General features: G+C 64.6%; 19 protein-coding genes. 8 read left to right on the top strand and 11 right to left on the bottom strand.

Annotated elements, in window-relative coordinates:
• The 3 genes from VN419_RS11600 to VN419_RS11610 form a co-directional block, all read right to left on the bottom strand.
• Positions 1–468: NlpC/P60 family N-terminal domain-containing protein (locus VN419_RS11600; RefSeq protein ID WP_325647388.1), on the bottom strand; the 468-nt coding region annotated here is incomplete at its 3' end.
• 2 nt (positions 469–470) lie between these two features.
• A complete protein-coding gene (locus VN419_RS11605) occupies positions 471–1,178 on the bottom strand; it encodes a lipid-binding SYLF domain-containing protein (protein ID WP_325647389.1) in 708 nt (235 codons plus the stop codon).
• A 144-nt stretch (positions 1,179–1,322) separates the two neighbouring features.
• A complete protein-coding gene (locus VN419_RS11610; protein ID WP_325647390.1) occupies positions 1,323–2,066 on the bottom strand; it encodes a TVP38/TMEM64 family protein in 744 nt (247 codons plus the stop codon).
• A gap of 139 nt (positions 2,067–2,205) precedes the next feature.
• Between VN419_RS11610 and dnaE the strand changes: the two genes are divergently transcribed.
• Both dnaE and VN419_RS11620 read left to right on the top strand, forming a co-directional pair.
• Entirely contained in the window at positions 2,206–5,670 is a 3,465-nt protein-coding gene (dnaE, locus tag VN419_RS11615) for a DNA polymerase III subunit alpha (protein WP_325647391.1), read from the top strand.
• Positions 5,671–5,903: 233 nt separating this feature from the next.
• The gene (locus tag VN419_RS11620) at positions 5,904–6,989 is read left to right on the top strand and encodes an FUSC family protein (protein WP_325647392.1); all 1,086 of its coding nucleotides are present in this window, start codon (positions 5,904–5,906) and stop codon (positions 6,987–6,989) included.
• 400 nt (positions 6,990–7,389) lie between these two features.
• Here the strand turns inward: VN419_RS11620 and VN419_RS11625 are convergent, their stop codons facing one another.
• The 6 genes from VN419_RS11625 to aprB form a co-directional block, all read right to left on the bottom strand.
• A complete protein-coding gene (locus tag VN419_RS11625; protein ID WP_325647393.1) occupies positions 7,390–8,061 on the bottom strand; it encodes a hypothetical protein in 672 nt (223 codons plus the stop codon).
• A gap of 61 nt (positions 8,062–8,122) precedes the next feature.
• Positions 8,123–9,388 (bottom strand): quinone-interacting membrane-bound oxidoreductase complex subunit QmoC, encoded by a 1,266-nt coding sequence (gene qmoC / locus VN419_RS11630; protein WP_325647394.1) that lies wholly within the window; start codon positions 9,386–9,388, stop codon positions 8,123–8,125.
• A gap of 13 nt (positions 9,389–9,401) precedes the next feature.
• A complete protein-coding gene (locus VN419_RS11635; RefSeq protein ID WP_325647395.1) occupies positions 9,402–11,672 on the bottom strand; it encodes a hydrogenase iron-sulfur subunit in 2,271 nt (756 codons plus the stop codon).
• A 3-nt stretch (positions 11,673–11,675) separates the two neighbouring features.
• On the bottom strand, positions 11,676–12,923 hold the full coding sequence (locus tag VN419_RS11640; RefSeq protein WP_325647396.1) for a CoB--CoM heterodisulfide reductase iron-sulfur subunit A family protein: 1,248 nt from the start codon (positions 12,921–12,923) through the stop codon (positions 11,676–11,678).
• 302 nt (positions 12,924–13,225) lie between these two features.
• Complete coding sequence (gene aprA, locus VN419_RS11645; protein WP_325647397.1) at positions 13,226–15,226, bottom strand: adenylyl-sulfate reductase subunit alpha; 2,001 nt, start codon at positions 15,224–15,226, stop codon at positions 13,226–13,228.
• 88 nt (positions 15,227–15,314) lie between these two features.
• A complete protein-coding gene (aprB, locus tag VN419_RS11650; RefSeq protein ID WP_325647398.1) occupies positions 15,315–15,812 on the bottom strand; it encodes an adenylyl-sulfate reductase subunit beta in 498 nt (165 codons plus the stop codon).
• Between the two features lie 667 nt (positions 15,813–16,479).
• On the opposite strand from aprB, the gene sat reads away from it, so the two are divergent.
• The 3 genes from sat to VN419_RS11665 all read left to right on the top strand — a co-directional run bounded on the left by sat (position 16,480) and on the right by VN419_RS11665 (position 19,629).
• Positions 16,480–17,748, top strand: coding sequence for a sulfate adenylyltransferase (gene sat, locus VN419_RS11655; RefSeq protein WP_325647399.1), 1,269 nt, complete (start codon positions 16,480–16,482; stop codon positions 17,746–17,748).
• A gap of 118 nt (positions 17,749–17,866) precedes the next feature.
• Positions 17,867–18,859 (top strand): UDP-glucose 4-epimerase GalE, encoded by a 993-nt coding sequence (gene galE, locus VN419_RS11660; RefSeq protein ID WP_325647400.1) that lies wholly within the window; start codon positions 17,867–17,869, stop codon positions 18,857–18,859.
• Positions 18,860–18,951: 92 nt separating this feature from the next.
• Positions 18,952–19,629: a CBS domain-containing protein gene (locus VN419_RS11665; RefSeq protein ID WP_325647401.1), complete on the top strand. Its 678-nt coding sequence runs from the start codon at positions 18,952–18,954 to the stop codon at positions 19,627–19,629.
• Positions 19,630–19,814: 185 nt separating this feature from the next.
• Here VN419_RS11665 and VN419_RS11670 read toward each other — a convergent pair whose 3' ends face one another.
• Complete coding sequence (locus VN419_RS11670; protein ID WP_325647402.1) at positions 19,815–20,231, bottom strand: hypothetical protein; 417 nt, start codon at positions 20,229–20,231, stop codon at positions 19,815–19,817.
• Positions 20,232–20,431: 200 nt separating this feature from the next.
• Entirely contained in the window at positions 20,432–20,782 is a 351-nt protein-coding gene (locus tag VN419_RS11675; RefSeq protein ID WP_325647403.1) for a DVU0772 family protein, read from the bottom strand.
• 235 nt (positions 20,783–21,017) lie between these two features.
• On the opposite strand from VN419_RS11675, the gene VN419_RS11680 reads away from it, so the two are divergent.
• From VN419_RS11680 to VN419_RS11690, 3 genes are read left to right on the top strand one after another with little or no spacing between them, the layout of a single operon-like run.
• Entirely contained in the window at positions 21,018–21,530 is a 513-nt protein-coding gene (locus tag VN419_RS11680; RefSeq protein WP_325647404.1) for a PocR ligand-binding domain-containing protein, read from the top strand.
• 34 nt (positions 21,531–21,564) lie between these two features.
• Positions 21,565–23,292 carry an FAD-dependent oxidoreductase gene (locus tag VN419_RS11685; RefSeq protein ID WP_325647405.1) on the top strand — a complete coding sequence of 576 codons (1,728 nt, stop codon included), beginning with the start codon at positions 21,565–21,567 and terminating at the stop codon, positions 23,290–23,292.
• Between the two features lie 33 nt (positions 23,293–23,325).
• Positions 23,326–23,769 carry an acyl-CoA thioesterase gene (locus tag VN419_RS11690; protein ID WP_325647406.1) on the top strand — a complete coding sequence of 148 codons (444 nt, stop codon included), beginning with the start codon at positions 23,326–23,328 and terminating at the stop codon, positions 23,767–23,769.
• The last annotated feature ends 5 nt before the right edge of the window (positions 23,770–23,774 follow it).

The raw sequence follows: 23,774 nt of genomic DNA on the forward strand, positions 1-23,774 counted from the left end.
GTTGGCCGTGGCGATGGCCGGGCGCACGAGGTTCGGATAGCTGTCGGCGCGCACCAGGGCTTCCATTTCGGCGCGGAAATCCGGTCCCAAGGGGCGCAAATTTTCGCCGTAGTGGCGGTTCTGCTTCAGGTGCGCCAGACCCCACAGGGCGTCGGCCTTGGCGTGGGCGGGCTTGGCACGGTGCCAAGGCGCGAAGTGCAGCTCGCGCAGACGCGCGGCCAGACGCTCCTGCGCCTTGGCGTCCAGCAGGGGCTGGTCCAGGGCTGCGGCGTCGAAGTAGGCGGAAACGTCCTGGGGCAGGACGAGCACATCGCGCACCTCCGTAGGCGGAGGCGGCGGCGGGACGACGGGCGGCTTCTGCGCCGCGCACCCCAGAAGCCCGGAAAGGAGCCAGGACAGAAGTCCGGCCTGAAGAAAAAAGGCCAGCAGCCGGGTAAATCCCCGCCGCTGGCCCTTGAAAGTACGCATCGCTACTTGGCCTTGGGCTGCACGGTAAGGGCGTCCTTGAGGGCCCTGGCAGCTGGCATGTCGGCCTTGCGCTCCAGCACGATCTGCCGGGGAGTGAAGTTCTGGCCGTAGTAGGTCTTGTTCAGCCCCTCGCGCACGTGGATCACGCCGCCTTCAAGGGACACGCCCGCGAACAGGCCGCCCACGTCGGCGAAGTAATACACGTCCTTGAACACATGGGTGCTGGCCACCTCGCCGGTGAGCCCCTCGGTTCCGGCTGCCACGGTGGCGTCGGCGCCCAGGGTCAGGCCGGTGTCCAGGGCGGACTTGAAGGCCTTGTCGTTCATGAACACCAGCACGATGGCGGCTTCCTGCACGCCGATCTGCAGGCCGATGCTGCCGCCGCCCAGGGTGTAGAAGGCCGGGGAGGACCAGGAGCCGTCGGGGTCGCGCGCAAGCAGCACGCCGTTGCCGCCCTGGCCACCGTAGATGAGCCCGGCCTTGATGACGCTCGGCAGCACCAGCACGCCGCGCGCGTTCTTCAGGTACACGTCGATCTGCCGGAAGGACGGATCGGCGCGCATGCCGCGCACAACCGCGGCGGACTTGTCCACCAGGCCCTGCTCGTAGTGGGCGGGATTGCTCTCCCCACTCGTGCCGTGCGCGCCATAGCAGCCCGCCAGGAGTCCAAGCAGGATGAGGGTCGATGTGATCAACAAGACCTTGCGCATGGGCAGACTCCTTGTTCCAGGGGGAAGAGACGCATGGGCCCGCCCGCCAAGGTTGGGGGCTGGCCGCCTGTCATACAGATACACCAGGGCGAGCCGGCAGCGCAACCGGGCAATGCCGCCCGCCGGGGCTGCCCGGCCAGTCGGCTACCCGGCCAAACGCCCCAGGCGCTCCTTGATCTCCTCGTCGAAAAGCCAGACCACGAAGGCCAGGGCAAGGCCAAGGCCAAACACCAGCTTCACGGTGAACAGGTCGGCATCGGCCGCGGCGCCGGTGAAGGTGAGCACGGCGAGCCCCGGCAAACGGCCCAGGGTGTTGGCCAGCATCAGCTTCCACAGGGGCAGGCGGGTGACTCCCGCCATGAAGCAGATGGCGTCCTTCGGCGTGCCGGGCAGAAGAAAGAGCATGAAAAAGTTGGCCAGACCGCCACGGTGGATGGTGGCGTCGAACTTTTCCTGCAGATGATGGGGCACAAAGGGGCGCATGACCCGCTCGCCGAAGAAGCGCGTCAGCAGCATGGCGAAGAGCGAGCCCACGGCGTTGCCCACCAGGTTCAGGAACAGCCCGCGCCAAAAGCCGAACACGAAGCCGCCCAGCATGCCCACGAACTGGCCGGGAATGGGCGCCACCACCACCTGCAGGAACTGCACAGCCAGGAATACCCAGGCGGCCACGGCCCCGAAGGAGTCGAACCAGGCCTTGATGGCCTGCCTGCGGGTTTCGAAGTCCTCGCTCGCCAGCTCGGCCACGAAGTTCACAAAGGCGTGGGGAAGGTATGGCTTGGCCACCCAGGCGAGCAGGCCCAGCAGAAGCGACACGGCGACAGCCCCCGCAAGCACGGGCACCACCGCCGAAAGACGCGAAAGTTTGCGCTTCAACCGCTCGACCATCCAGCGCCCCGAACCCCGCGCCATAACGTGGCGCAATATACTGATGTTACAGGCGTAATTTTAGATCCCGGCAGAGCGTTTCCAAGGCCTGCGTGCTGGTGTATACACAAACTCGCCATCACGCGAAAGGGGATGAACCATGCCGGATTTCGTGCATCTGCACTGCCATAGCGAATACAGCCTGCTGGACGGAGCCATCCGCATCAAGGATCTCTGCTCCCGCGCCAAGGACCTGGGCATGCCCGCCGTGGCGCTCACCGACCACGGCAACATGCACGGAGCCCTGGTGTTCCGGCAGAAGGCGCTGGATACCGGCATCCGGCCCATCATCGGCTGCGAGGTGTACGTGGCCCCGGGGGCACGCACCGACAAGACCGCCAACAGCTCGCGCCAGGCGGCCTTTCACCTGGTGCTTCTGGCCCAGAACCGCGTGGGCTACCAGAACCTCATCAAGCTTGTTTCCGAGGGCTACCTGACGGGCTTCCACTACAAGCCCCGCGTGGACAAGGATCTGCTGCGCCAGTACTCCGAGGGCCTCATCGCCCTTTCCGCCTGCCTGGCGGGCGAGGTCAACCGCACCCTGCTCTCCAAGGGGCTCGATTCCGGCATCGCCATGGCGCGCGAATACGCGGACATTTTTCCCGGCCGCTTCTACCTGGAGCTGCAGGAGAACGGCATACCCGAGCAGACCCGCGCCAACGAGATGCTCCTTCAGGTCATGAAGGAGACCGGCCTGCCCCCCGTGGCCACCAACGACTGCCACTACCTGACCAAGGACGACGCCGAGGCCCACGACATCCTCCTGTGCATCGGCACCCAGCGCACCGTGCTGGACAAAGACCGCATGCGCATGGGCACCACCGAACTCTACTTCAAGACCATGGAGGAGATGGAGGCCGCCTTCGCCTACTGCCCGGAGGCCCTGTCCAACACGGTCAAGATCGCCGAGCAGTGCAACGTGGAGCTGGAGCTCGGCAAGTCGCACTTCCCGGTGTACGACCTGCCCGAAGGCCAGAGCATCGATTCCGAGTTCGAGCGCATGGCGCGCGAGGGCCTGACCAAGCGCCTGGCCAGCATCAATTACAAGGTGGACGAGGCGGCCTACTGGGAGCGCCTGGAGTACGAGCTGGGCGTCATCAAGGAAATGGGTTTCCCGGCCTACTTCCTCATCGTGCAGGACTTCATCAACTGGGCCAAGAACCAGAAAATCCCGGTGGGTCCCGGCCGTGGCTCGGCCGCGGGCTCCATCGTGGCCTGGGCGCTCAAGATCACCAACCTGGACCCCATTCCCTACGACCTGCTGTTCGAGCGCTTCCTGAACATCGAACGCGTCAGCATGCCGGATATCGACGTGGACTTCTGCGAACGCCGCCGCCTGGAGGTGGTGCGCTACGTTGCGGGCAAATACGGCAGCGACCATGTGGCGCAGATCACCACCTTCGGCACCATGAAGGCCAAGGCCGCCGTGCGCGACGTGGGCCGGGCGCTCGGCATGAGCTTCGCCGACACGGACCGCATCGCCAAGCTCATCCCGGAAGAACTGAAAATGACCATCGCCAAGGCCCTGGAAAAGGAGCCCGAGCTCCAGGCCATGGTTGTGGGCAACCCGCAGATCGAAAAGCTCATCGACGTGTCCCAGCGGCTGGAGGGCCTGGCCCGGCACTCCTCCACCCACGCGGCGGGCATCGTCATCTCCGACAAGCCCATGCTCGACTACCTTCCTTTATATAAGGGGAAGGAGGGTGAAATCGTCACCCAGTACGACATGAAGCTGGTGGAGAAGGTCGGCCTCATCAAGTTCGACTTCCTGGGCCTGCGCACCATGACCGTGGTCGAGGATGCGCTGGACATCATCATCCGCGCCGGCAAAACGCCCCCGGACCTGGACAACCTGCCCCTCGACGATCCGGCCACCTACGAAATCTTCTGCTCCGGCGACACCGACGGCATCTTCCAGGTGGAATCCAGCGGCATGCGCAAGTACCTGCGCATGCTCAAGCCCACCTGCTTCGAGGACATCATCGCCATGCTGGCGCTCTACCGTCCCGGCCCGCTGGGCTCCGGCATGGTGGACGAATTCATCAAGCGCAAGCACGGCCAGATCCAGGTCTCGTACCCGCACCCGTCCCTTGAGGAAACGCTGAAGCCCACCTACGGCGTCATCGTGTACCAGGAACAGGTCATGAGCTGCGCCCGGGTCATCGCCAACTACACCCTCGGCGGCGCGGACCTGCTGCGCCGGGCCATGGGCAAGAAAAAAGCCGAGGAGATGGCCAAGGAGCGCCAGAAGTTCATGGTCGGCGCGAGAGAGAACAAGATCGCCGACGCCACCGCCCAGGAAATCTTCGACCTCATGGAAAAATTCGCGGAGTACGGCTTCAACAAGTCGCACTCGGCCGCCTACGCGCTCATCTCCTACTACACCGCCTACCTGAAGGCCCACTTTCCCGTCGAGTTCATGGCCTCCATCATCAGCTCGGAACTGGCCAACACCGACAAGGTCTTCACCTACATCAACGCCTGCCGCGAGATGCAGATCCCCGTGGTCCCGCCCGACGTGAACGTGAGCGAAAGCCGCTTCTCCGTGCTGGACGGCAAGGTCATCTTCGGCCTCGCGGGCATCAAGGGCGTGGGCGAGGACGCGGTGGGCGAAATCGTCACCGAGCGCCTGGAAAACGGCCCTTACAAGGACATCTACGACCTGTGCGAGCGCGTGAACCTGCGCAAGATCAACAAGCGCACCCTTGAAGCGCTCATCAAGGCCGGCGCGCTGGACTGCCTGGGCAAGACCCGCGCCGGGCACATGGCCGCCCTCGACCGCGCGGTCTCCATGGGTCACAAAAAGGCCAAGGAAAAAGCCCAGGGCATGATTTCAATGCTCGACATGCTCGGCGGCAAATCCGCCGCTGGCGCGGCCGAGGCCCCGGTGCAGTACGCGGCCGACGAGGACGTGCCCGAATGGGGCGACGAGGAAAAGATGCGCCTGGAAAAGGAGGCCCTCGGCTTCTTCCTCTCCAGCCACCCTCTGCTGCGCTACCGGCACGAACTGCGCCGCCTGAACCTGACCAATCTGGCCGAGCTGAAGGAATTGCCCGGCGGCATGATCGTGCGCGTGGCCGCCCTGGTCACGTCCTTACGCGAGTACATCAACAAGAAGGGCGACAAAATGGCCTTCCTGCAACTGGAAGACCTCACCGGCACGGGCGAGTGCACGCTCTTTTCCAACGTCTACCTGGAGGCGCGCGAACTTCTGGGCCAGGACCAGCCGCTGATCTTCGAGGGCAAGGTGGACGTGCGCACCAAGCCCGGCGAGGAGGAAGGCCCGCGCGAATCCAAGATGCTGGCCGAAACCGTGAAGCTCCTGTCCCAGGTCACGGCCCAAAGCTTCGAACCCGCCCGCATCCCCGCGCGAGAGGAGCACTGCAAGCCTGAACGCCTGGACGCCCTGAAAAACGTCCTGGCCTGCCACCCGGGCTCCGTGCCCGTGCTGCTCGACCTGCACCTGCCCGAGGCCGTGTGCACCCTGAAGCTCGGCGAACGCTATCACATCTGCGCCTGCCCGGAATTCTGGGCCGATGTCGACAAGTGGCGCACTGCGGGATAATGGGAAGAATCAGGGGGCTCCGCCCCCTGCACCCCGGCCAGGGGGTATGCACCCCCTGGACCCGCGTGGTTAAGAAATGATTGTTTCCACCCGCCATGCACCCCCTGCGGCCGGTTCTGCTTCGGCGCGGGAGCGCCGGAGCAGAACCGGCCGCCACAGGGAGTCCAGAGGGCCTTGTGCCCTCTGGCGGGGGTCCGGGGGCAGCGCCCCCAGCGTCATTCCATGAGGACACCGTGACCATCATCGAACGTCTCGCCACATTCATCAACGCCTCGCAGCTGCGCCACGCCCTGCGCACGGCCATCGCCGCCTCGGTCACGGCGGCACTGACCCAGGTGCTTGGCCTGGAGCAGGGCTATTGGGCCGTGTTTTCATCAATTCTGGTCATGCAGGCGCACGTGGGCGGGTCCATCGTGGCCAGTTGGGCGCGGCTCCTGGGCACCGCCAGCGGAGCGCTCCTAGGCGCACTTGCCGCCACGGCCGCGGATGCCTGGCTGGGCCAGAGCCTGGGCACCCTCACCACGGCCATGTTCGTGACCATTTTCTTCTGCGCGCTCCTCGCCGCCAAGAACGAGAACCTGCGCCTGGCCGGACTCACCGCCGCCGTGGTCATCTGCCTGCACGAGGGTGGCGACCAAAGCGCCTTCAGCATCGGCGCCAGCCGCTTCCTGGAAGTGGGCCTGGGCATCGTGGTCGCCCTGGCCGTGTCCCTGGCCTGGCCCTCGCGCGCACGGGTCATCCTGCGCTTCGGCCTTGGCAAAGGGCTGGAGCAACTGGCCGAACTGCTCGCCGCGATCATGGACAGCCGCATGCAGGGCCGCTATGACCGTACGCGCATTTTCCACCGCAAGGACGCCCTGCTGCGCCTTTCCCTGCGCAACCGCCAACTCCTCGGCTCCGCCCGACGCGAGCCCGGCTCCACAGGCGAAGGCGCGGCCCTGGCGGAACTCATCCGCACCGAGGACCGCCTGGCCGAGCACCTGCTGGCCATGGATCACGCCATTGAGAACGCCCCGCCCGAAGGCTTCCACACGCACCTGGCCGCCGAACTCTCCGAACTGGGCGAGGCCCTCAAGACCGCGCTCACGCATTTGGCCCTGGCCGTGCGCACCAACGAACCGCTGACCACCACAACCAGCCTGGAGCGCCTGGACGCCGCCCTGAACGCCACGGGCCTGAAGCTCCTGGACCTGCGCCAGCAGCGCATCATCGCCGTGTACGATTTGGACGAAGTCATGCACTTCTATTCCTTCTACCACGGCCTGCGCGAGGCCGCGCGCGAGGTGCGGGCCGAACTGGCGCGCAGGTTGGCGGAGTAAGGCAATCAGGTGCAGACGTCCCGCGAATTCCACTGGGGCGCTGCCCCAGACCCCGCCAGGGGGTATGCACCCCCTGGACCCGCAGGCCAACCGAGAATCCCCGGAGCGCAAGAGCGCTCCGGGGATTCTCGGTTGGGGCTGGCCATAAGAGGCCAATGTCACTTGGCTGGCAATGCTCCGTGCCTGGGGAACCTTCCACCCAACTCCTTCCGCTGGACCCTCCGCGCGGGGTTTTGCTTCAGGCGCTTTTGCGGCTGAAGCAAAACCCCGCGCCACAGGGAGTCCAGAGGGCCTCGTGCCCTCTGGCGGGGTCCAGGGGCAGCGCCCCTGGCTATTATCAAAAAAAGCCCCTGGCCGCGCGTGGCAGCCAGGGGCTTTTGCATGCTGAGAATCGCTCGACTTACCAGTTGGCGTCGGCGAAGGGGTTGGAGCCCAGGCCGAAGTCGGCTTCGGGCTCGCCGCCCACGGCGGGGGCGCCGGAAGCATCGCCACCAGCGGGCGCGGCGCCGGCATCGGCACCGGCGGCGCCACCGGCAACGCCGGCAACGACCACGCCCTGAGCCTTCACCTTGGCCACTTCTTCCATGAGCTGCTCAAGCTTCTTGATGTGCTCGTCCATCTTGGAGTTGGACACCTGGAGCTTCACGTCGCCAGCGGCGGCCTGCTCTTCCAGGGGCTTCAGCTTGGCCTTCAGGGCCTTCACTTCGTCGCCCTTGGCGGCGGCGTCGGCGGTCAGCTTCTCCACCTGGGCGGAGAGGGCGGCGTTGGCGGCGCGCAGTTCGGCCATCTGGTTCAGGATGGCCTGAGCCTGGGCCAGGGCGGCGTCGGGCAGGGGCTTCACGGCGATCTTTTCGCCCAGGGCGGCGACATCGCCGGCGCTGGCGTTGGCGAGCTTGGGCTCCTGTTCGTAGATCCAGGCCTTGGACAGGGCGGCGGCGACGGGAGCGAACTCGGCGTCCACTTCACCCTGGGTCAGGAAGGACAGCAGCTCGATGGTGGCCGCGTCGGCAGCATTCGCGCCCTTGAGGCAGGACACGAAGGTGTTCATGGGGAATACTTTCGCTTCAGCCATGGGATTCCTCCTTATGGTCGGGAAAACCTGATGTTACGTTGATATGCTTACCTTGCGTCCGCTAGCTCTGCGCGCCCATGGGCAGGCGGCCGATCTTGCGGGCGTAGGCGAGGGCCACAGTACGGTAGACCACGTGCCCAAGCTTCGACCAGGGCAGGTAAGCCAGCAACATGAACACAAAGATCAGGTGCAGGTAGTAAGTGGGGTAGGCCAGCATCTTCTGCCCGATGAGGCGGAAGATTTCAGAGCCGATGCCGGTGAGGGCGATGCCCCAAATGACGGTGATCAGGTACCAGTCGTACCAGTTGGACGTGCTCTTGGCGGCGTCCAGGGCGCTGCGGCGGCTGGTGAGCTTGGTGAGGCCGATGACCAGGGCGAGGGCGCCCGCGTTGGCCAGCAGTTTCACGGGGCTCCACAGGGGCATGGGGGTGTGGCCGGTCCAGGCGATGAACGCGGCCAGGCCGCCTTCCATGCCCAGCACGTGCTGCAGGAACCATGCGCCGAACCAGTGGCCGGTGGCCACCACGCCGGTGACGATCATGAGCGCGATGAAGGCGTAGAACACCAGCAGGTGGCCCTTCACGCGGTCCTTGTCCTTCTCCTCGACGCCGCAGGAGCTGAAGCGGCTGTGCTGAGCCACTTCGTTCTTCAGGGTGTCGATGAGGCAGGACAGGAAGCTCGGCTCCTGCCCGCGGCCCAGGATGTAGGTCTTGGGCATGGATTCGAAGCTCTTCAGGAGGTTCGAGATGCCCCCGGCGAAGGCGAAGGCCATGAAAGCGAACACCGCGCCGAAGATGGGGTCGATGGTGTAGTCGCCGGGGAAAAGGCCGCCGTAGATGATGGCGCCCTCGGCCGCGACTTTCAGTTCATGCCCTTCCACCGCGAACAGCGGGAAGGCGGTGCCCAGCTTTCCGGCCATGATGGACCAGATGAAGCCGTAGATGATGGCCGGGATCAGGAACAGGATGGGGAAGTACTTGGAAGAACTCATCCAGGTTCCGATGATCGCGGGCTTGGCCAGGCTGCGGTAGGCCATGTTGCGCAGGGCGGACAGCAGGTCGCCCGGCTTTGCGCCGCGGGGGCACAGATCAGAGCAGGTGCCGCAATTGTGGCACAGCCAGATGTCGATGTCGTTCAGCAGGCGGTCCTTGAGTCCCCACTGGGCCCAGACCATCTCCTTGCGGGGATAGGGGGCGTCGGCCGGGGAAAGCGGGCACGCGACGGAACAGGTGGCGCACTGATAGCACTTCTTGAGCGACTCTCCGCCCACCTGCTGCAGTTCCTGAACGAATTTCAGGTCCGGTTGAACCCTGACGGTGTTCGACATGGTTCCAAACCTCCTAGTAGCCCTTGAACGGGTTGGGCCCGAACTTGGTGATGACTTCGGTCATGAAGCGTTCGATGATCGCCGGCACCTTGTCGTACTCGTCGATGGACACTTCGTACTGTTCCACACGCTCGGCCTCGACGCCCAGGCGTCCCAGGGACTCGGCGATGTTGACCTTGCGGCGGCTGCACAGCTCGGAGCCCTTGACGAAGTGGCACTGGTAGTCCGGGCCGTACTTGCAGCCCAGCATGATCACGCCGTCCACGCCCTTGGAAACCGCGTCGGCCACCCAGATGGCGTTGACGGAGCCCAGGCAGCGCACGGGCACGAAGCGCACGAAGGGGCTCCAGCTCTTGCCGCGGAAGGCGGCCATGTCGAGGGCCGGGTAGGCGTCGTTCTCGCAGCAGAGCACGATGACGCGCGGTCCGCCCGCCACCATGTCGTCCGGCACGTAGACTTCCTTGATCATGGAGCCGATCTGGTCGACGTTGTAGTTGTCGAAGCTGATGACGCGCTCCGGGCAGGCGCCCATGCAGGTGCCGCAACGGCGGCAACGCGTCGGATTCGGCTTCGGCGTTCCCTTTTCGTCGTCATCCAGCGCGCCGAAGGGGCATTCCTCTGTGCAGCGCTTGCACTGGGTGCAGCGCTGGAAGTTGAACACCGGGTAGCTCACGTCGCCGGAGCGCGGGTGCACGGCCACGCCGCGGTTGGCGCTCCCGATGCACTGCACGGCCTTGAGCACGGCGCCCGCGGCGTCTTCACGCGCGGTGGCCATGGTCATGGGCTGACGCACGCAGCCGGCCGCGTACACGCCGGTGCGGCGGGTTTCGTAGGGGAAGCAGATGTAGTTCGAGTCGGCGAAGCCGTCGAACAGATCCAGGTCGGGGAAGCCCAGGCCCTGGCGGTAGCTGAAGTTCATGGTCGCCTCGTGCGCGGTGACGGGCACCACGGCCGTGGGCAGCACCACGAGATCGGCCTTGAGTTCGATGTCGGCTCCCAGCAGGGTGTCCTTGGCCTTCACGAGGACGCCGCCGTCGGAGTCTTCAGACACGCCCGTGATGGTGGCCTTGGAGAGCATGATGCCCGCCTGGTCCTGCGCGACCTTGTAGTAGCGCTCGTTGATTCCCGGAACCATCATGTGGTCGTAGAGCACATAGGCCACCGCGCCCGGCAGCTTCTCAACCACGTAGCCGGCCTGCTTCAGGGCCACCAGGCTGGTGAGCTCCGAACTGTAGGCCAGATGCTTGGCGCTTTCCTTGGAAGGATAGAGCGGAGCCTCGGCTTCGGCGGCAGGGGCCTCGGCCGGGGCGGCTTCGCCTTCGGCGCAGGGCTCCTCGGCCACGGCGGCCTTGGTGCACAGGGCCACGTCGGTCAGAATGGCGACGGAGGCCGGGGCCTTGCCGTCGCTCGGGCGCTTGATCTCGCCCGCCTTGACCATGGTCTCGAACTCGGAGGCGGTGACCACGTTCTTGATGCTGCCGTAGCCCATGGGGGCCAGGAAGCCTTTGTCGCCGGGCACCCAGCCGGTGGCCAGCACAACCGCGCCGATCTCCAGCTTCTGCTCGCCGCCCGCGTTCACGGTGGCGGTGTACAGGCCGGGTGCGCCCTCAAGGGACACGAGCTCGGCGCTGGTCAGCACCTTGATCTTGGGGTTGGCGGTAACAGCGCCGATGAGCGCCGCGATGCCGGTGTCCTCGGTCTGCGTGTAGGGCGCGGACAGCGGGAAGGACTTGTACATGGTGGCGGCCTTGCCGCCGAGGGTGGCGGCCTTCTCGACCAGGACCACGTCCTTGCCGAGCTTGGCGGCCTCAAGGGCGGCGTTCAGGCCGGTGTAGCCGCCGCCGAGCACCATGATGGTCTTGAAGGTCTCGGGCAGCTCCGGGGCGGGAATGCGGCTCTTGGAGAGCTTCATCACGCCCATGCGGATGTAGTCCTTGGCGATGAGCGGCATCTGGCCGGGCACGTTCGGATCTTCCTTGAAGCTCCACACGCACTGCTCGCGCAGGTTCACGCGCTCAACCTGGACGCCCTGGCCGAACTGGAAGATGTCCCACTTCACGCGCGGGGAACAGGCGCACAGAACCACGCCGTCCAGACCCTCGGCGGCGATGTCGGCTTCGACCTCGGCCTTGCCTTCGGGGCTGCACAGCACCGCGCTCTTCTTGACCACGGGGCAGATATTGGCAAGCTTGCCTTTCTTGGCGAACTCCACCAGCTCGTCCACATTGAGGGACTTGCCGATGTCGCATCCAGCACAGATATAAACTCCAAGCTTTTCAGCCATGAGCTACCTCCCCACCACAGTTTGAATGGCTTTCATGGCGGCGCCGGTGCCGGTCTGGGCCGTCTTCATGACGTCCAGGGGCAGCTTGGCGCAGCCAGCGGCGATGACGCCCTTGTCGTCTCCGCCGGTGATGAAGCCGTCTTCGTCAACAGGAACCTGAACGGGCAGCTTGGTCCCGGCGCAGCTGGGCTGCATGCCGGTGGCCAGCACCACGAGGTCGAACTTCTCTTCGCTCTTGATGCCGGTGACGGCGTCCTCAACGGTGACGATGGGGCTCTGGCACTCGCACTCGACGATCTTGGCGACCTTGCCCTTGACCAGGGTAAGCTTGTCGTCGGCCGCCACCTTCTGCATGAAGTTGTCGTAGCGGCCGGGGGTGCGCAGGTCGATGTAGTACACGGTGACGCGCGCATCCGGATTCTTCTCGCGGATGTAGGTGACGTGCTTGAGCGAGGCCATGCAGCAGATGTAGGAGCAGTAGTTCAGGTGGTTCTCATCGCGAGAACCGGCGCACTGCACGAAGGCGATGCGCTTGGGCTCCTTGCCGTCGGAGGGGCGCAGGATCTTGCCGCCGGTGGGGCCGTTGGGGGCCGCCAGGCGCTCGAACTGCATGTTCGACACAACGTTCTTGAGCTTGCCGGCGCCGAGGTTGGTCAGCTTCTCCATGTCGTAGGGCTTCCAGCCGGTGGCCCAAACGATGGAGCCGACCTGGAGGTCGACGGTCTTCTCGGTGTCGTTCGCCTCGATGGCGCCGTAGGGGCAGGCGGCCTTGATGGCGTCCATCTCGCCGGGGGCGCAGGAAGCGGCGTCGACCACATAGCGCTGCGGGAAGGCGAAGAGATGGGTGCGGTAGGCGACCTTGCGCTCGGAAATGCCGAAGTCGAACTCGCTCTTCACGCTGGTGCTGGCGGCCTTTTCACAGTCGCCGCACATGGTGCAGTTGGCGTTGACATAGCGCGGGCGGATCTTGATCTTGACGTCAAAAGCGCCGGGGCCGCCGGAAACGCTGGCAACCTCGGCCATGGTGAAGAACTTCACCTTGGGGTTGTTTTTGATGCGCTGGAACTGGATTTCCAGGCCGCAGGAGGGCGGGCAGAGTTTCGGGAAATACTGGTTGAGCTGCGCCACCCGGCCGCCGAGATATGGATTCGTCTCGACGATGTAGACCTCGTGACCGACTTCCGCGGCCTCGAGGGCGGCGGTGATCCCGGCGAATCCGCCGCCGACGACGAGAATACTGTTGTTCGACATTCGCTGTCCTCCCTCTGTAGTGTGCCAAGACGGCTTTTTTTCACCGCCCCGGGCCGATGGGCTCATGTTGCCTCGGCGTGGGATTCCCCGTGCCCGTAAGGGGCAGAGCGTAAAAGAAAGCCCCGGAAGGGCTTTAGCGGCTTATGCCCCCATACTGGCGGAAATTGCCCCAGCCGTGAAAATGGCCCGAACCCGGACTGCAACTGAGTAAGTTCCAGCACGGGTTCAGACCACTTCCCCGTCTGGGAAGTGTGGCGGCTGCGGACTTTCGTCCGCAGCCGCCGATGTCAACTCGCTATCCCTTACTGAGCGTCAGGGATGATCTGGATGTAAGGCTTCTTGAAGATCTTAACTTCCTTCTTGGCCGGGTCGTACTTCGAGTTCACGAAGCACTTCCACTTGGAGTCGTCCAGGCCCATCGCGTCGCCACGATAGTAGAAGCCGGGGTAACGGGTCTCTTCGCGGAACTCGATGTGCTGCAGGTGCAGGCGCACGGTCCACAGACGGTGGAACTGCTCCCAGCAGCGCATAAGCTCGTGCAGGTCGCGGGCGGCCAGCTTCTTGCTGTCCTCCTCGAGCATGCCCATGAGCCAGAAGGCGGTCTTCAGCAGAGCGCCGGAGGTCATGTACAGGGTGGCGCAGCCTCCGCCGTACTCGTCCGAGCACTTGATGAGACGCATCATGAAGTTCTTCGGGGTGATGTAGTTCGGGTTGATCTCCGGAGCGGTGGAAGCACCCTTGAACTGCTCGTAGGTGTACCAGGGCTGGTAGATCTCCTTGGCGAGGTCGGCGGCCTTCACAGCCAGGGTCGGCTTGAAGTCCTTGTGATCGACAACCCAACGGACCATCGCCTTGCCGCAGATGCGGCCTTCAGCGTGGGAGCCGGAGGAGAACTTGTGGCCGGAGGCGCCGACGCCGTCCGCGCAGGTCCAGAGACCTTCGACGGTGGTCATGCGGTTGTAGACCTTGCCGTTGCCGGCGCGGACTTTGTACTCCTCGGGAACCCAGGCCTCGTCCGGACCGGAAACCCAGATGCCGCAGCAACCGGAGTGCGAACCGAGCAGGTACGGCTCGGTGGGCATGATCTCGGAGCCACGCTCTTCAGGAGCGCAGTTGGTGCAGGCCCACAGGTTGGCCATGCCGACGCACATGTCGAGGAAGTCTTCCCAGGCTTCGCTCTCAAGGTGCTTCCAGAGGGGGCTCTTGAAGTCGCCGTTGATGGTGGTGGTCAGCGCGGTCTTGGTGTCCATGAAGATGGGACCACGGCCTTCACGCATTTCACGCAGCATCATGTGGTTACGCAGGCAGGTCGGGATGATGTGACCCTTGGCGTAGCCGCGATCCTCGTAGGGCTTCAGCATGGCGCGGTTGGTGGCGCAGTAGTCTTCGCCCTTGTAGTTCGTGGCCTTGGCCTTGAACAGAAGGAACCAGGCGCCGACCGGGCCGTAACCGTCCTTGAAGCGGGCGGGCACGAAGCGGTTTTCCATCATGGTCATTTCAGCGCCAACCTGAGCGCACATGGTGTAGGTGGAACCAGCGTTCCAAACCGGGTACCAGGCGCGGCCCATGCCCTCACCAGTGGAGCGGGGACGGAACACGTTGACCGCGCCGCCGCAAGCCACGAGGCAAGCATTGCAGGTGTAGACGTAGACTTTGTTCTCACGGGTGCTGAAGCCCACGGCGCCGGCGATGCGGTTCGGGGTGTTGGCATCCAGGAGCAGCTTCACGATGAAGATGCGCTCGATGTAGCGGTCGTCGCCCAGGGCCTTCTTGGCGGCTTCCGCCACGATGACCTTGTAGGACTCACCGTTGATCATGATCTGCCAACGGCCGGAACGCACCGGGGCGTCGCCGCCGCGCAGGGAAAGGCCAGCGGCCTTGGCCTGGGCGCCGTCGAGGTTGTGGCCGTCTTTCTTGATCCAGACGGGCAGGCCCCACTCTTCGAACAGGTGGACGGAGTCGTCGACGTGACGGCCCAGGTCGTAGATCAGGTCTTCGCGGACCAGACCCATGAGGTCGGTGCGGACCATGCGGACGTAGTCGTCCGGCTTCTGCTCTTTGCCAACGTAGGTGTTGATGGCGGACAGGCCCTGGGCCACGGCGCCGGAACGCTCGAGGGAGGCTTTGTCGACCAGCAGGATGGAAATGCCACCGATCTTGTCGGCCCAGCGGCAGGCTTCAAAAGCGGCGCCGCAGTTGCCCATGCCGCCACCGACCATCAGGATGTCAACGTGCTTCTCAACAATGGTCGGCTCAGCCAGGGGGACGCCTTTGACGATTTCTTTGGCAGGAATCTGAGGCATAGCTACCTCCGTATGCTCTCTAGAGTTGTTTGGAAGAATTCAAAGCCTTCTCAACTCAAATCGAGCGGAGAACCGCTCGGTGCCGAAGCTAGTCGCAAACGGCGTCGAGCCAGCACTGGCTCTTGTCGGCCTCGGCCATGTCGAACTTCTTCATGATGGCGCCCTCGGGGGTGGTCAGCGCGCCGGCGGACTCGGTGAACAGCAGTTCGTCGTTCAGGTCGCCACCCTCGGGCTTGCCGCCGAAGGGATTGATGGAACCTTCCGGAGTGGTGCGGATGGGGAACTTGAAGCGCTTCACGGAGCCGTTGCGGAACTTAACGGTCCACATGATGTCTTCGGCCGAACGCATGGGGATGGACGTGCCGCCCATCGGAGCGAAGTCGGCGTAGGGGCGGGCTTCGATGGCGCCCTGGGGGCAGATTTTCACGCAAGAGTAACATTCCCAGCAGGCATCAGGCTCCTGGTTGTAGGCCTTCATGGCCTCCGGATCCAGAATCATGAGGTCGTTCGGGCAAATGTACATGCAGGCGGTCTTCTCGCCACCCTTGCAGCCGTCGCATTTTTCCGGATTGACAAAGGTCGGCATAACACTTCCTCCTAACAGGTTTAAATTAAAGCAGTTACCGACACGATCCACAGCCAACTACGTGCTCAAGTAAGGGCACGGACTTGTGAAAACCGAGAATTACCCGGCCTGTCCGAGGGTGTCAAGGCGAAAGTGAATTTTTGAACAAGGACTCGTGCCTGTTCCTTCACCCCGCCCAGAACCCTGGGGCAAGTGCGCCCACTCACTCGCGGCAACCCAGGTCGAGGCCTGAATTTTGCGCCGGAGATCGTGGATTTGGCTCTTCGCGATAGCTTCGCAAGCCGTCTTTTTTGCCGTAGCTTCGCTCCACATATCCCAGTTCGTCCAGTTTGTGCAAGCCCTTTTTCAGAATGAACCGAGTGCCTTGTCGGGTACGCGACGGGTAAAACATGCTATTCCGGTTCCTTGCTCCGCACATTTGCCACACGCCGAGAAAATGCTCTTGACACAACTTTCACAATCGGAGCATAGTGCGCATGCTTAATTTGTCCAAGGGCTGCGGAATTCCGCATCCGGCCCGGCGGTTAGACGCACGTCCGCGTCGAGCCTCGGACATAGACCCCTAGAGCCCCAGGGCTTGCGCGTGTGGCGCGCTTCCCGGTGGGGCCATGGTTTTGGCAGAGGTAGTTGCACACTTCAACCCGGTTATTTTTAAGGAGAAACGGAGATGGCATCGAAACTCGTTCCCCCTCATGGCGGTAAAGGCCTCGTCTGCTGCTTGCTCGAAGGCGCCGCGCTCGCCGCTGAAATCAAGAAGGCCGAGGGCCTGAAGAAGATCGAAATCTCCTCCCAGGAGAAGGGCGACCTGATCATGATGGGCATCGGCGGCTTCAGCCCGCTGACCGGCTTCATGGGCAAGGCTGACTGGAAGAGCGTGTGCGAGAAGTTCACCATGACCGATGGCACCTTCTGGCCCATCCCCGTTATGCTCGCCACCGACGACGCTTCCGTTAAGGAAGGCGACGAAATCACCCTCGAGCGCAACGGCACCATCATGGCCACCATGAAGGTTTCCGAGAAGTTCGAGCTTTCCGACGCCGAGAAGACCTGGGAATGCGAGCAGGTTTACAAGGGCGAAGGCGCCGACAGCCAGACCGACTTCATGGGCACCGCCATCAAAGATCACCCCGGCGTCCAGATGGTCCTGGCCCGCAAGAAGTTCTGCCTGGCCGGTCCTGTGAAGGTCCTGTCCGAGGGCGGCTTCCCCGAGAAGTTCCCCGGCGTGTACAAGAGCCCCGCTCAGCTCCGCGCTGAGATGGACGAGCGCGGCTGGGCCAAGGTTGCCGCTCTGCAGCTGCGCAACCCCATGCACCGCTCCCACGAGTACCTGTGCAAAATCGGCGTCGAAGTGTGCGACGGCGTGGTCATCCACTCCCTGGTGGGCGCCCTGAAGCCCGGCGACATCCCGGCCGAAGTGCGCGTTGACGCCATCAACACCCTGGTTGAGCACTACTTCGTGAAGAAGAACGTCATCCAGGCCGGCTACCCCCTGGACATGCGCTACGCCGGTCCCCGCGAGGCCCTGCTGCACGCCCTGTTCCGTCAGAACTACGGCATGAACTTCCTGCTCGTGGGTCGTGACCACGCCGGCGTGGGCGACTTCTACGGCATGTTCGAAGCTCAGGAGATCTTTGACAAGATCCCCTGCTCCGGCAACGCCGCCAAGGACCTGCTGACCCAGCCCCTGAAGATCGACTGGACCTTCTACTGCGTGAAGTGCGACGGCATGGCCTCCATGCGCACCTGCCCTCACGGCAAGGAAGACCGCGTCATCCTCTCCGGCACCAAGCTCCGCAAGATGCTGTCCGAGGGCGGCGACGTGCCCGATCACTTCGGTCGCGAAGAGTGCCTCGTCATCCTGCGCAAGTACTATGCCGGTCTCACCGAGAAGGTCGAAGTCAAGATGCAGAAGGCCGCTTCCGGCTCCGGCATGTAATCGACCCGCTCAGTCTCAAGTCCACATGGGGGCGTCCTTCGGGGCGCCCCTTTTTTGTGCGCCACGCCCGTCCGCCCTGCTCTTGCCAGGGACCGAGCAATGCTGATACCCTTCAAGCATGGGACAAATACTCGTTACCGGCGGAGCCGGATACATAGGCGCGCACACAGTCAAACGGCTGAACACCGCGGGCTTCGAGACCGTGGTGTTCGACAACTTGGCCACCGGTCACCGCGACTTCGCGCGCTGGGGGGCCTTCATCCAGGGTGATGTGAACAACGCCGAGGCCTTGGACCAACTGTTCAGCAGCCGCAGCATCGACGCCGTGGTGCACTTCGCCGCCGCCAGCCAGGTGGGCGAAAGCGTGCGAGAGCCTTTGCGCTACTACCAGAACAACGTGGGCGGAACCATTTCGCTTCTGGCCGCCATGCGCCGCCACAAGGTGGAGACCCTGGTCTTCTCCTCGTCCTGCGCGGTGTACGGCCCGCCCTTCGAAGGCCTTTTGACCGAGGACCACGCCTGCGCGCCCATCTCCCCCTATGCGAAAACCAAGCGCATGATGGAGGAGGTGATGGAGGACATGGCCCACGCGGGTAGTCTGCGCTACACCGCCCTGCGCTACTTCAACGCCGCCGGGGCCGACCCCGAGGCCGAGGTGGGCGAACGCCACAACCCGGAAACCCACCTGATCCCCCTGGTGTTGCAGATCGCCCTTGGCCAGCGCGAGCGCCTGGACATCTTCGGCGACGACTACCCCACCCCGGACGGCACGGCCATCCGCGACTACATCCACGTGCAGGACCTGGCCGACGCGCACATCCTGGCCCTGCGCCACCTGCAAAAGGGCGGGGCCAGCGGGGCCGTGAATCTGGGCAACGGGCAGGGGCATTCCGTACGGCAGATCGTGGACACCGCGCGCGAAATCACCGGGCACGACATTCCCGTGCGCATGGCCCCCCGGCGCGAGGGCGACTCGCCCCGGCTGGTGGGCGACGCCACCAAGGCGCGCAGCGTCCTGGGCTGGAATCCGGCCATGGCCGACATCCGCGAGATCATCGCCACGGCCTGGGCCTGGCACCAGAAGGAAATGCGGCACACACCGCCGCGTTGACCCGGAGCCCAGCACCCGCGCAGTCTTTGACATTTCCGACCATACAGGTATTGTGCGCCCCACACTGCACACCCCCCAGGAGGCCGCCGCCCATGCTCGTACGCGACTGGATGACCAAGAACGTCATCACTCTCGGGCTCAAGACAACCGTCGTCGACGCCGCTGAAATCATGCGCACCAAGAAGGTCCGCCAGTTCCCGGTCATCGATGAAAAGGGCGCGCTGGCGGGCATCGTCTCCGACCGCGACATCCGCGACGCCATGCCCTCCAAGTATCTTCCCGGCGACTCCGCCACGGGCGGCAGTCTGGGCAGCCTGCGCGCGGCCGACATCATGACCTCCGAACCCATGACCGTGTCTCCCATCACCCCGGTGGACATGGTGGCCAACATCCTCATGCGGCACAGGTTCGGCGGCCTGCCCGTGGTGGATGAGGCCGGGCGCCTCGTGGGCATCATCACCGTGGCCGACGTGTTCCGTTTCCTGTGCACGGCCTCCGGCGTGCAGCGCGGCGGACCGCAGATCGCCGTGCGCATGGAGGCCAAGCCCGGCCCGCTCTCCGGCATGCTGGAATTCCTGCGGGCCGAGGGCGTGCGCTTCGCCAGCGTGTTCACCTCCCACGACCCGGCCGAGCCCGGTTTCCGCAACGCCTACGTGCGCATAGCCGACCTGGGCGAACACAGCATGGACAGCCTCATCGCCACCCTGAAAACCCACTACACCCTGCTCTTCTTCGTGGAAGACGGCCGCACCACGCTGCTGGACAAGTAAGAGCCGCGAGCGGGAAAGGGAAAAGAAAACACTTTTCCTTGGAGGGATGCCCTCCTCCGCAAATGAAAGCGCCTGGGCCGAGTGCAACTCGGCCCAGGCGCTTTCATTTGCCCTGCGGATCCAGGGGGTGCATGCCCCCTGGCGGGGTCCAAGGGGCGGCGCCCCTTGCCTTCTCCCCTTTCGCCCTATTTTCCTATGGTGACGCGGACCCTCTTGAAGATGTCCGGAATGTACCCAGGCTCGTTCCTCTTGATCTTGATGACCACATCGCATTCGCCCTCGGCCAGGGAGGTGAAGGTATAGCGAACCCGCCTGCCGCCGTCGTAGGGTTCGATGCCGTCCAGACGCAGCAGCTTGGGGTCGAAGGACGTGCCGGAAAAGACATAGCCGCTCTGCCCGGGGTCGCGCATGTCGAGGACCATGACATGCCCCACGGGCAGGCTGGCCTCGTGCGCCTGTTCACCGTCCAGACGCAGATCCAGGTCTTCGCTGCCGCCCAGCATGCGCGGCATGTGCGCACAGGCGCTTATGAGCAGCAGGAGGCACGCGAGGCTGATCAGCAGCCGGACGGTGCGCGCGGGGACGGGGGGGAGAATGCGCATGGTTAGGCTCCGGGTTGCGTCTTGATGTGGCGGAAGGGGGTGTACCCCGTGACCGGGCCGGGCGCAAGCCGCACAGCGCAGGGGCGAGCGCAAAAGAAGGGGGCCGGTTGCCCGGCCCCGTCTGGCGAGTGGTAGTCGAACGGAGAGTGGAGTGGTGAGAGCGGAAGATGAGCCGAGAGGAGGAGAAGCTTTCGTTTCGTCTACTGCTTGGGCCGCATTTGCGTTTCAAGCCAGGAGCGGACTTCCGTGTCGGGCGGGTACACGCCCTTCAGGTGGCCCACGGAATCCAGGAATTTTCGTCCCAGATCCTCGGGCAGCTCAAGCTCGGCCAGTTCGCGCGCCTCCTCGGAGTTGCGGCGCACCAGGATCGCTTTCGGCTTCTTGTCCCAGGTGTAGACAACGAAATAGTTGCTGAAGTCCGCCTTGGATCTCACGGGCTGATGGTCCGCCCGCCAGGAGTTGTTTCCCCATTCCAGGTACAGGGTCACTGCGTCCCAGGGGGTCATGTTCCAGTCGATCTCAAGGTCGCGATAGTTTTGCAAGCTGCCCATGGAACCCTCCTTTGGTCTGGTTAAAACAGTAATCCTTCCTGTTTTGATGTCAACCCATCTGGTCCACATTTTTTTGAGTGGTGCAAAACTCGCGGAAGGTGCTTATACAAATGGAGGTGAAATACCGCCCCCGGCACGAAGAAATCCGGCCGGGTTTGACGGGTGCATGCTCTTGTGCCAGAACAGGCGCGGCCCGTTGCGGGCAAATTTTCCTTTGCGAGGGAACAAGATGGAGATGACGGACATTCTTCCGGTGGAGGCTTGGGCGGAGCTTGAGCAGGACATCACCCAGCGGTTCGGGGTCAACGCCCACGTGTACAACGACAAAGGCCAGCCCTTCACCGGGCACGCCACCTGGGAGTGCGGGCTGTGCCTGGCCATCCGCGAGCACAAGGCCGCGGCCACGGGCATCTGCGCGGTCATCAACCAGGTGCTGGGGCACGAGGTGCGCGAGACCAGAGCCCCGGCCATAACCGACTGCGACGCGGGAATGCTGGTGGTCTGCGTGCCGCTGTTCATCGGCGATGAGCTGGTGGGCATGGTGGGCGGCTGCGGCGGCTTTGTGGACGACAATGAGCCCGAGACCTATCTGCTTGAAAAAATGGCCGGACTCTCCGAGGACAAGGTTGAGGAGATCTGCGCGGGCATGCCCCGCAAGACCGCCGCGGACGTGCAGGCCTTAAGCGACTACATCGAGGGCCGCGTGGCGGAAATCGTAAAGGATTACGAGGCGCGGCAGGCCAAATAGCCCCCCGCCCAGCCTTCAAGGCAAGGAGAAGCTCATGCGCGAGAACATCGTCGTCATCGGGGCCGTGGCCCTTGGACCCAAGGCCGCCTGCCGCTGCAAGCGCCTGAATCCGGAAGCGAACGTCATCCTGCTGGACCGTGGCGCGCGCATCTCCTACGGCGGGTGCGGCATCCCCTATTACGTCTCCGGCGACGTGAGCGACGCGGACGAGCTTCAGTCCACCTCCTTCCACATGCTGCGCGACACGGCCTTTTTCCGCGACACCAAGGACATCGAGGCCCGGCCCCGCACCGAGGCGCTGTCCATCGACCGCGCGAAAAAACTCGTGCGCGTGAGGAACCTCGACACCGGCGCGGAAGAAGACCTGCCCTACGACAAGCTGGTGCTGGCCACGGGCAGCAGCCCGCGCCAGTTGCCCATTCCCGGGGTGGACCTGCCCGGCGTCTCCGCCGTGGCCGACCTCGACGCGGCCATCAAGATCCGCGCGGGCCTCACCGCCGGGCAGGTGGGCAGCGCGGTCATCGTGGGCGCGGGCTTCATCGGCCTGGAAATGGCCGTGGCCCTGGCCGACATGTGGGGCATCGAGACCACGGTGGTCGAATACGCGCCACTTGTTCTGCCCACGGTGCTCTCCCCGGTGCTGGCGCGCATGGTGCAGCTGCACATGGAGGAAAAGGGCGTGCACTTCCGCCTGGCCGCGCAGGTCACGGCCATTCAGGGCGACGGCAAGGCCGAGCGCGTGGTGGTGAAAGGCCCGCACGGCGAGGAGACCATCGATGCGGACATGGTCATCATGTCCGTGGGAGTCACGCCCAATTCCCAGCTGGCCAAGGCCGCCGGACTGGACGTTTCCCTGCGCGGCGGCATCACAATCGACGAGGAGATGCGCACCAGCGATCCGGACATCTTTGCGGGCGGCGACTGCGCGGAGATCAAGAACCTCGTCACCGGCCAGAACTTCTTCCTTCCCCTGGGCTCCCTGGCCAACCGGCAGGGCCGCATCATCGGCGACAACCTGTGCGGCCTGCACTCCCGCTTCCCCGGCGCGGCCGGGGCTTGGTGCGTCAAGCTCTTCGAGCAGAACGCCTCGGGCGTGGGCCTGACGCTGGAGGCCGCGCGCCGCGCCGGGCTCGACGCCGTTTCCGTGCACGTAAGCCAGTTCGACCGCGCCCACTTCTACCCGGACAAGGACTTCATGTTCCTGGAGCTGGTGGCCGAGCGCGGCACCGGCCGGGTGCTGGGCGTGCAGGGCGTGTGCTCCCTGGGCGACGCCCTGGTGGGGCGCATCGGGGCCGTGGCCGCGCTCATGCCGCACAAGCCCACCGTCACGGACCTTGCGCTTCTGGAGCTGCCCTACTCGCCGCCCTTCAACTCGGCCATGGACATTCTGAACATGCTGGGCAACGTGGGCGAGAACATCCTCTCCGGCCGCAACAAGAGCGTGGACCCGCTGGAGTTCGCCGAGCTCTTCGCCGACCGCGACAACCCGGAGCTGTTCTTCCTGGACTGTCGCGAGCTGGGCAACGCCGCAACATACCTGGAGAAATTCCCCGGCGTGTGGCACCACATCCCGCAGGGGCAGCTGGCGGGCAGGCTCGACGAAGTGCCCCGCGACCGCCGCGTGGTCATGCTCTGCAACTCCGGCGCGCGCTCCTACGAGGCGTTGCTGACCCTGAGCCACGCGGGCTTCACCGATGTGGTCAACGTGGCGGGCGGCGTGGCCAGCCTGCACGCCGTGGGAAAAGACCCCAAGGCCCAGTAGCGCCCGCGCGCAGCACGCAAGCAAGGAGGCCCCGTGCCCAGAATCTTCACGCAGGACATCGTCATCGCGCAAACGGACATCGACGTGCAGGGCCATGTGAACAACACGCGCTACGTGGCCTGGATGCAGGACGTGGCCGTGGCGCACAGCACCGCCCAGGGCTGGGGCATGGACCGCTACGTGGCCGAGGGCGCGGGCTGGGTGGTGCGCCAGCACACGATTACCTACAGGCGCCCCTGCTTCCTGGGCGAGACCGTCACCGCCTGCACCTGGATATCGACCTTCTCGCCCCGGCAGAGCGCCCGGCGCTACCTGTTCTGGCGCGCGGCGGACCGCGTCGTGCTGGCCGAGGCCGAAACCCAGTGGGTGTTCATCGACCTCAAAACCGGCCGCCCGACCAAGGTGCCGCAGACCCTGCGCGACGCCTTCGAGATCGTGGAGGACGAGGCCGAGGTGAAAAGGATGTTGGAGGGCTAGGGCGT

This window comes from Humidesulfovibrio sp. (assembly GCF_035560995.1).
In the GTDB taxonomy this organism is placed as follows: domain Bacteria; phylum Desulfobacterota; class Desulfovibrionia; order Desulfovibrionales; family Desulfovibrionaceae; genus Humidesulfovibrio.

Bases quoted from the DNA above. Each gene is read 5' to 3' on its own strand.
- VN419_RS11675 (WP_325647403.1), bottom strand. From the start codon at position 20,782: ATGGGCAGCTTGCAAAACTATCGCGACCTTGAGATCGACTGGAACATG.
- dnaE (WP_325647391.1), top strand. From the start codon at position 2,206: ATGCCGGATTTCGTGCATCTGCACTGCCATAGCGAATACAGCCTGCTG.
- sat (WP_325647399.1), top strand. From the start codon at position 16,480: ATGGCATCGAAACTCGTTCCCCCTCATGGCGGTAAAGGCCTCGTCTGC.
- VN419_RS11670 (WP_325647402.1), bottom strand. From the start codon at position 20,231: ATGCGCATTCTCCCCCCCGTCCCCGCGCGCACCGTCCGGCTGCTGATC.
- VN419_RS11635 (WP_325647395.1), bottom strand. From the start codon at position 11,672: ATGGCTGAAAAGCTTGGAGTTTATATCTGTGCTGGATGCGACATCGGC.
- VN419_RS11625 (WP_325647393.1), bottom strand. From the start codon at position 8,061: ATGGCTGAAGCGAAAGTATTCCCCATGAACACCTTCGTGTCCTGCCTC.
- qmoC (WP_325647394.1), bottom strand. From the start codon at position 9,388: ATGTCGAACACCGTCAGGGTTCAACCGGACCTGAAATTCGTTCAGGAA.
- VN419_RS11605 (WP_325647389.1), bottom strand. From the start codon at position 1,178: ATGCGCAAGGTCTTGTTGATCACATCGACCCTCATCCTGCTTGGACTC.
- aprA (WP_325647397.1), bottom strand. From the start codon at position 15,226: ATGCCTCAGATTCCTGCCAAAGAAATCGTCAAAGGCGTCCCCCTGGCT.
- VN419_RS11610 (WP_325647390.1), bottom strand. From the start codon at position 2,066: ATGGTCGAGCGGTTGAAGCGCAAACTTTCGCGTCTTTCGGCGGTGGTG.
- VN419_RS11685 (WP_325647405.1), top strand. From the start codon at position 21,565: ATGCGCGAGAACATCGTCGTCATCGGGGCCGTGGCCCTTGGACCCAAG.
- aprB (WP_325647398.1), bottom strand. From the start codon at position 15,812: ATGCCGACCTTTGTCAATCCGGAAAAATGCGACGGCTGCAAGGGTGGC.
- VN419_RS11640 (WP_325647396.1), bottom strand. From the start codon at position 12,923: ATGTCGAACAACAGTATTCTCGTCGTCGGCGGCGGATTCGCCGGGATC.
- VN419_RS11665 (WP_325647401.1), top strand. From the start codon at position 18,952: ATGCTCGTACGCGACTGGATGACCAAGAACGTCATCACTCTCGGGCTC.
- VN419_RS11680 (WP_325647404.1), top strand. From the start codon at position 21,018: ATGACGGACATTCTTCCGGTGGAGGCTTGGGCGGAGCTTGAGCAGGAC.
- galE (WP_325647400.1), top strand. From the start codon at position 17,867: ATGGGACAAATACTCGTTACCGGCGGAGCCGGATACATAGGCGCGCAC.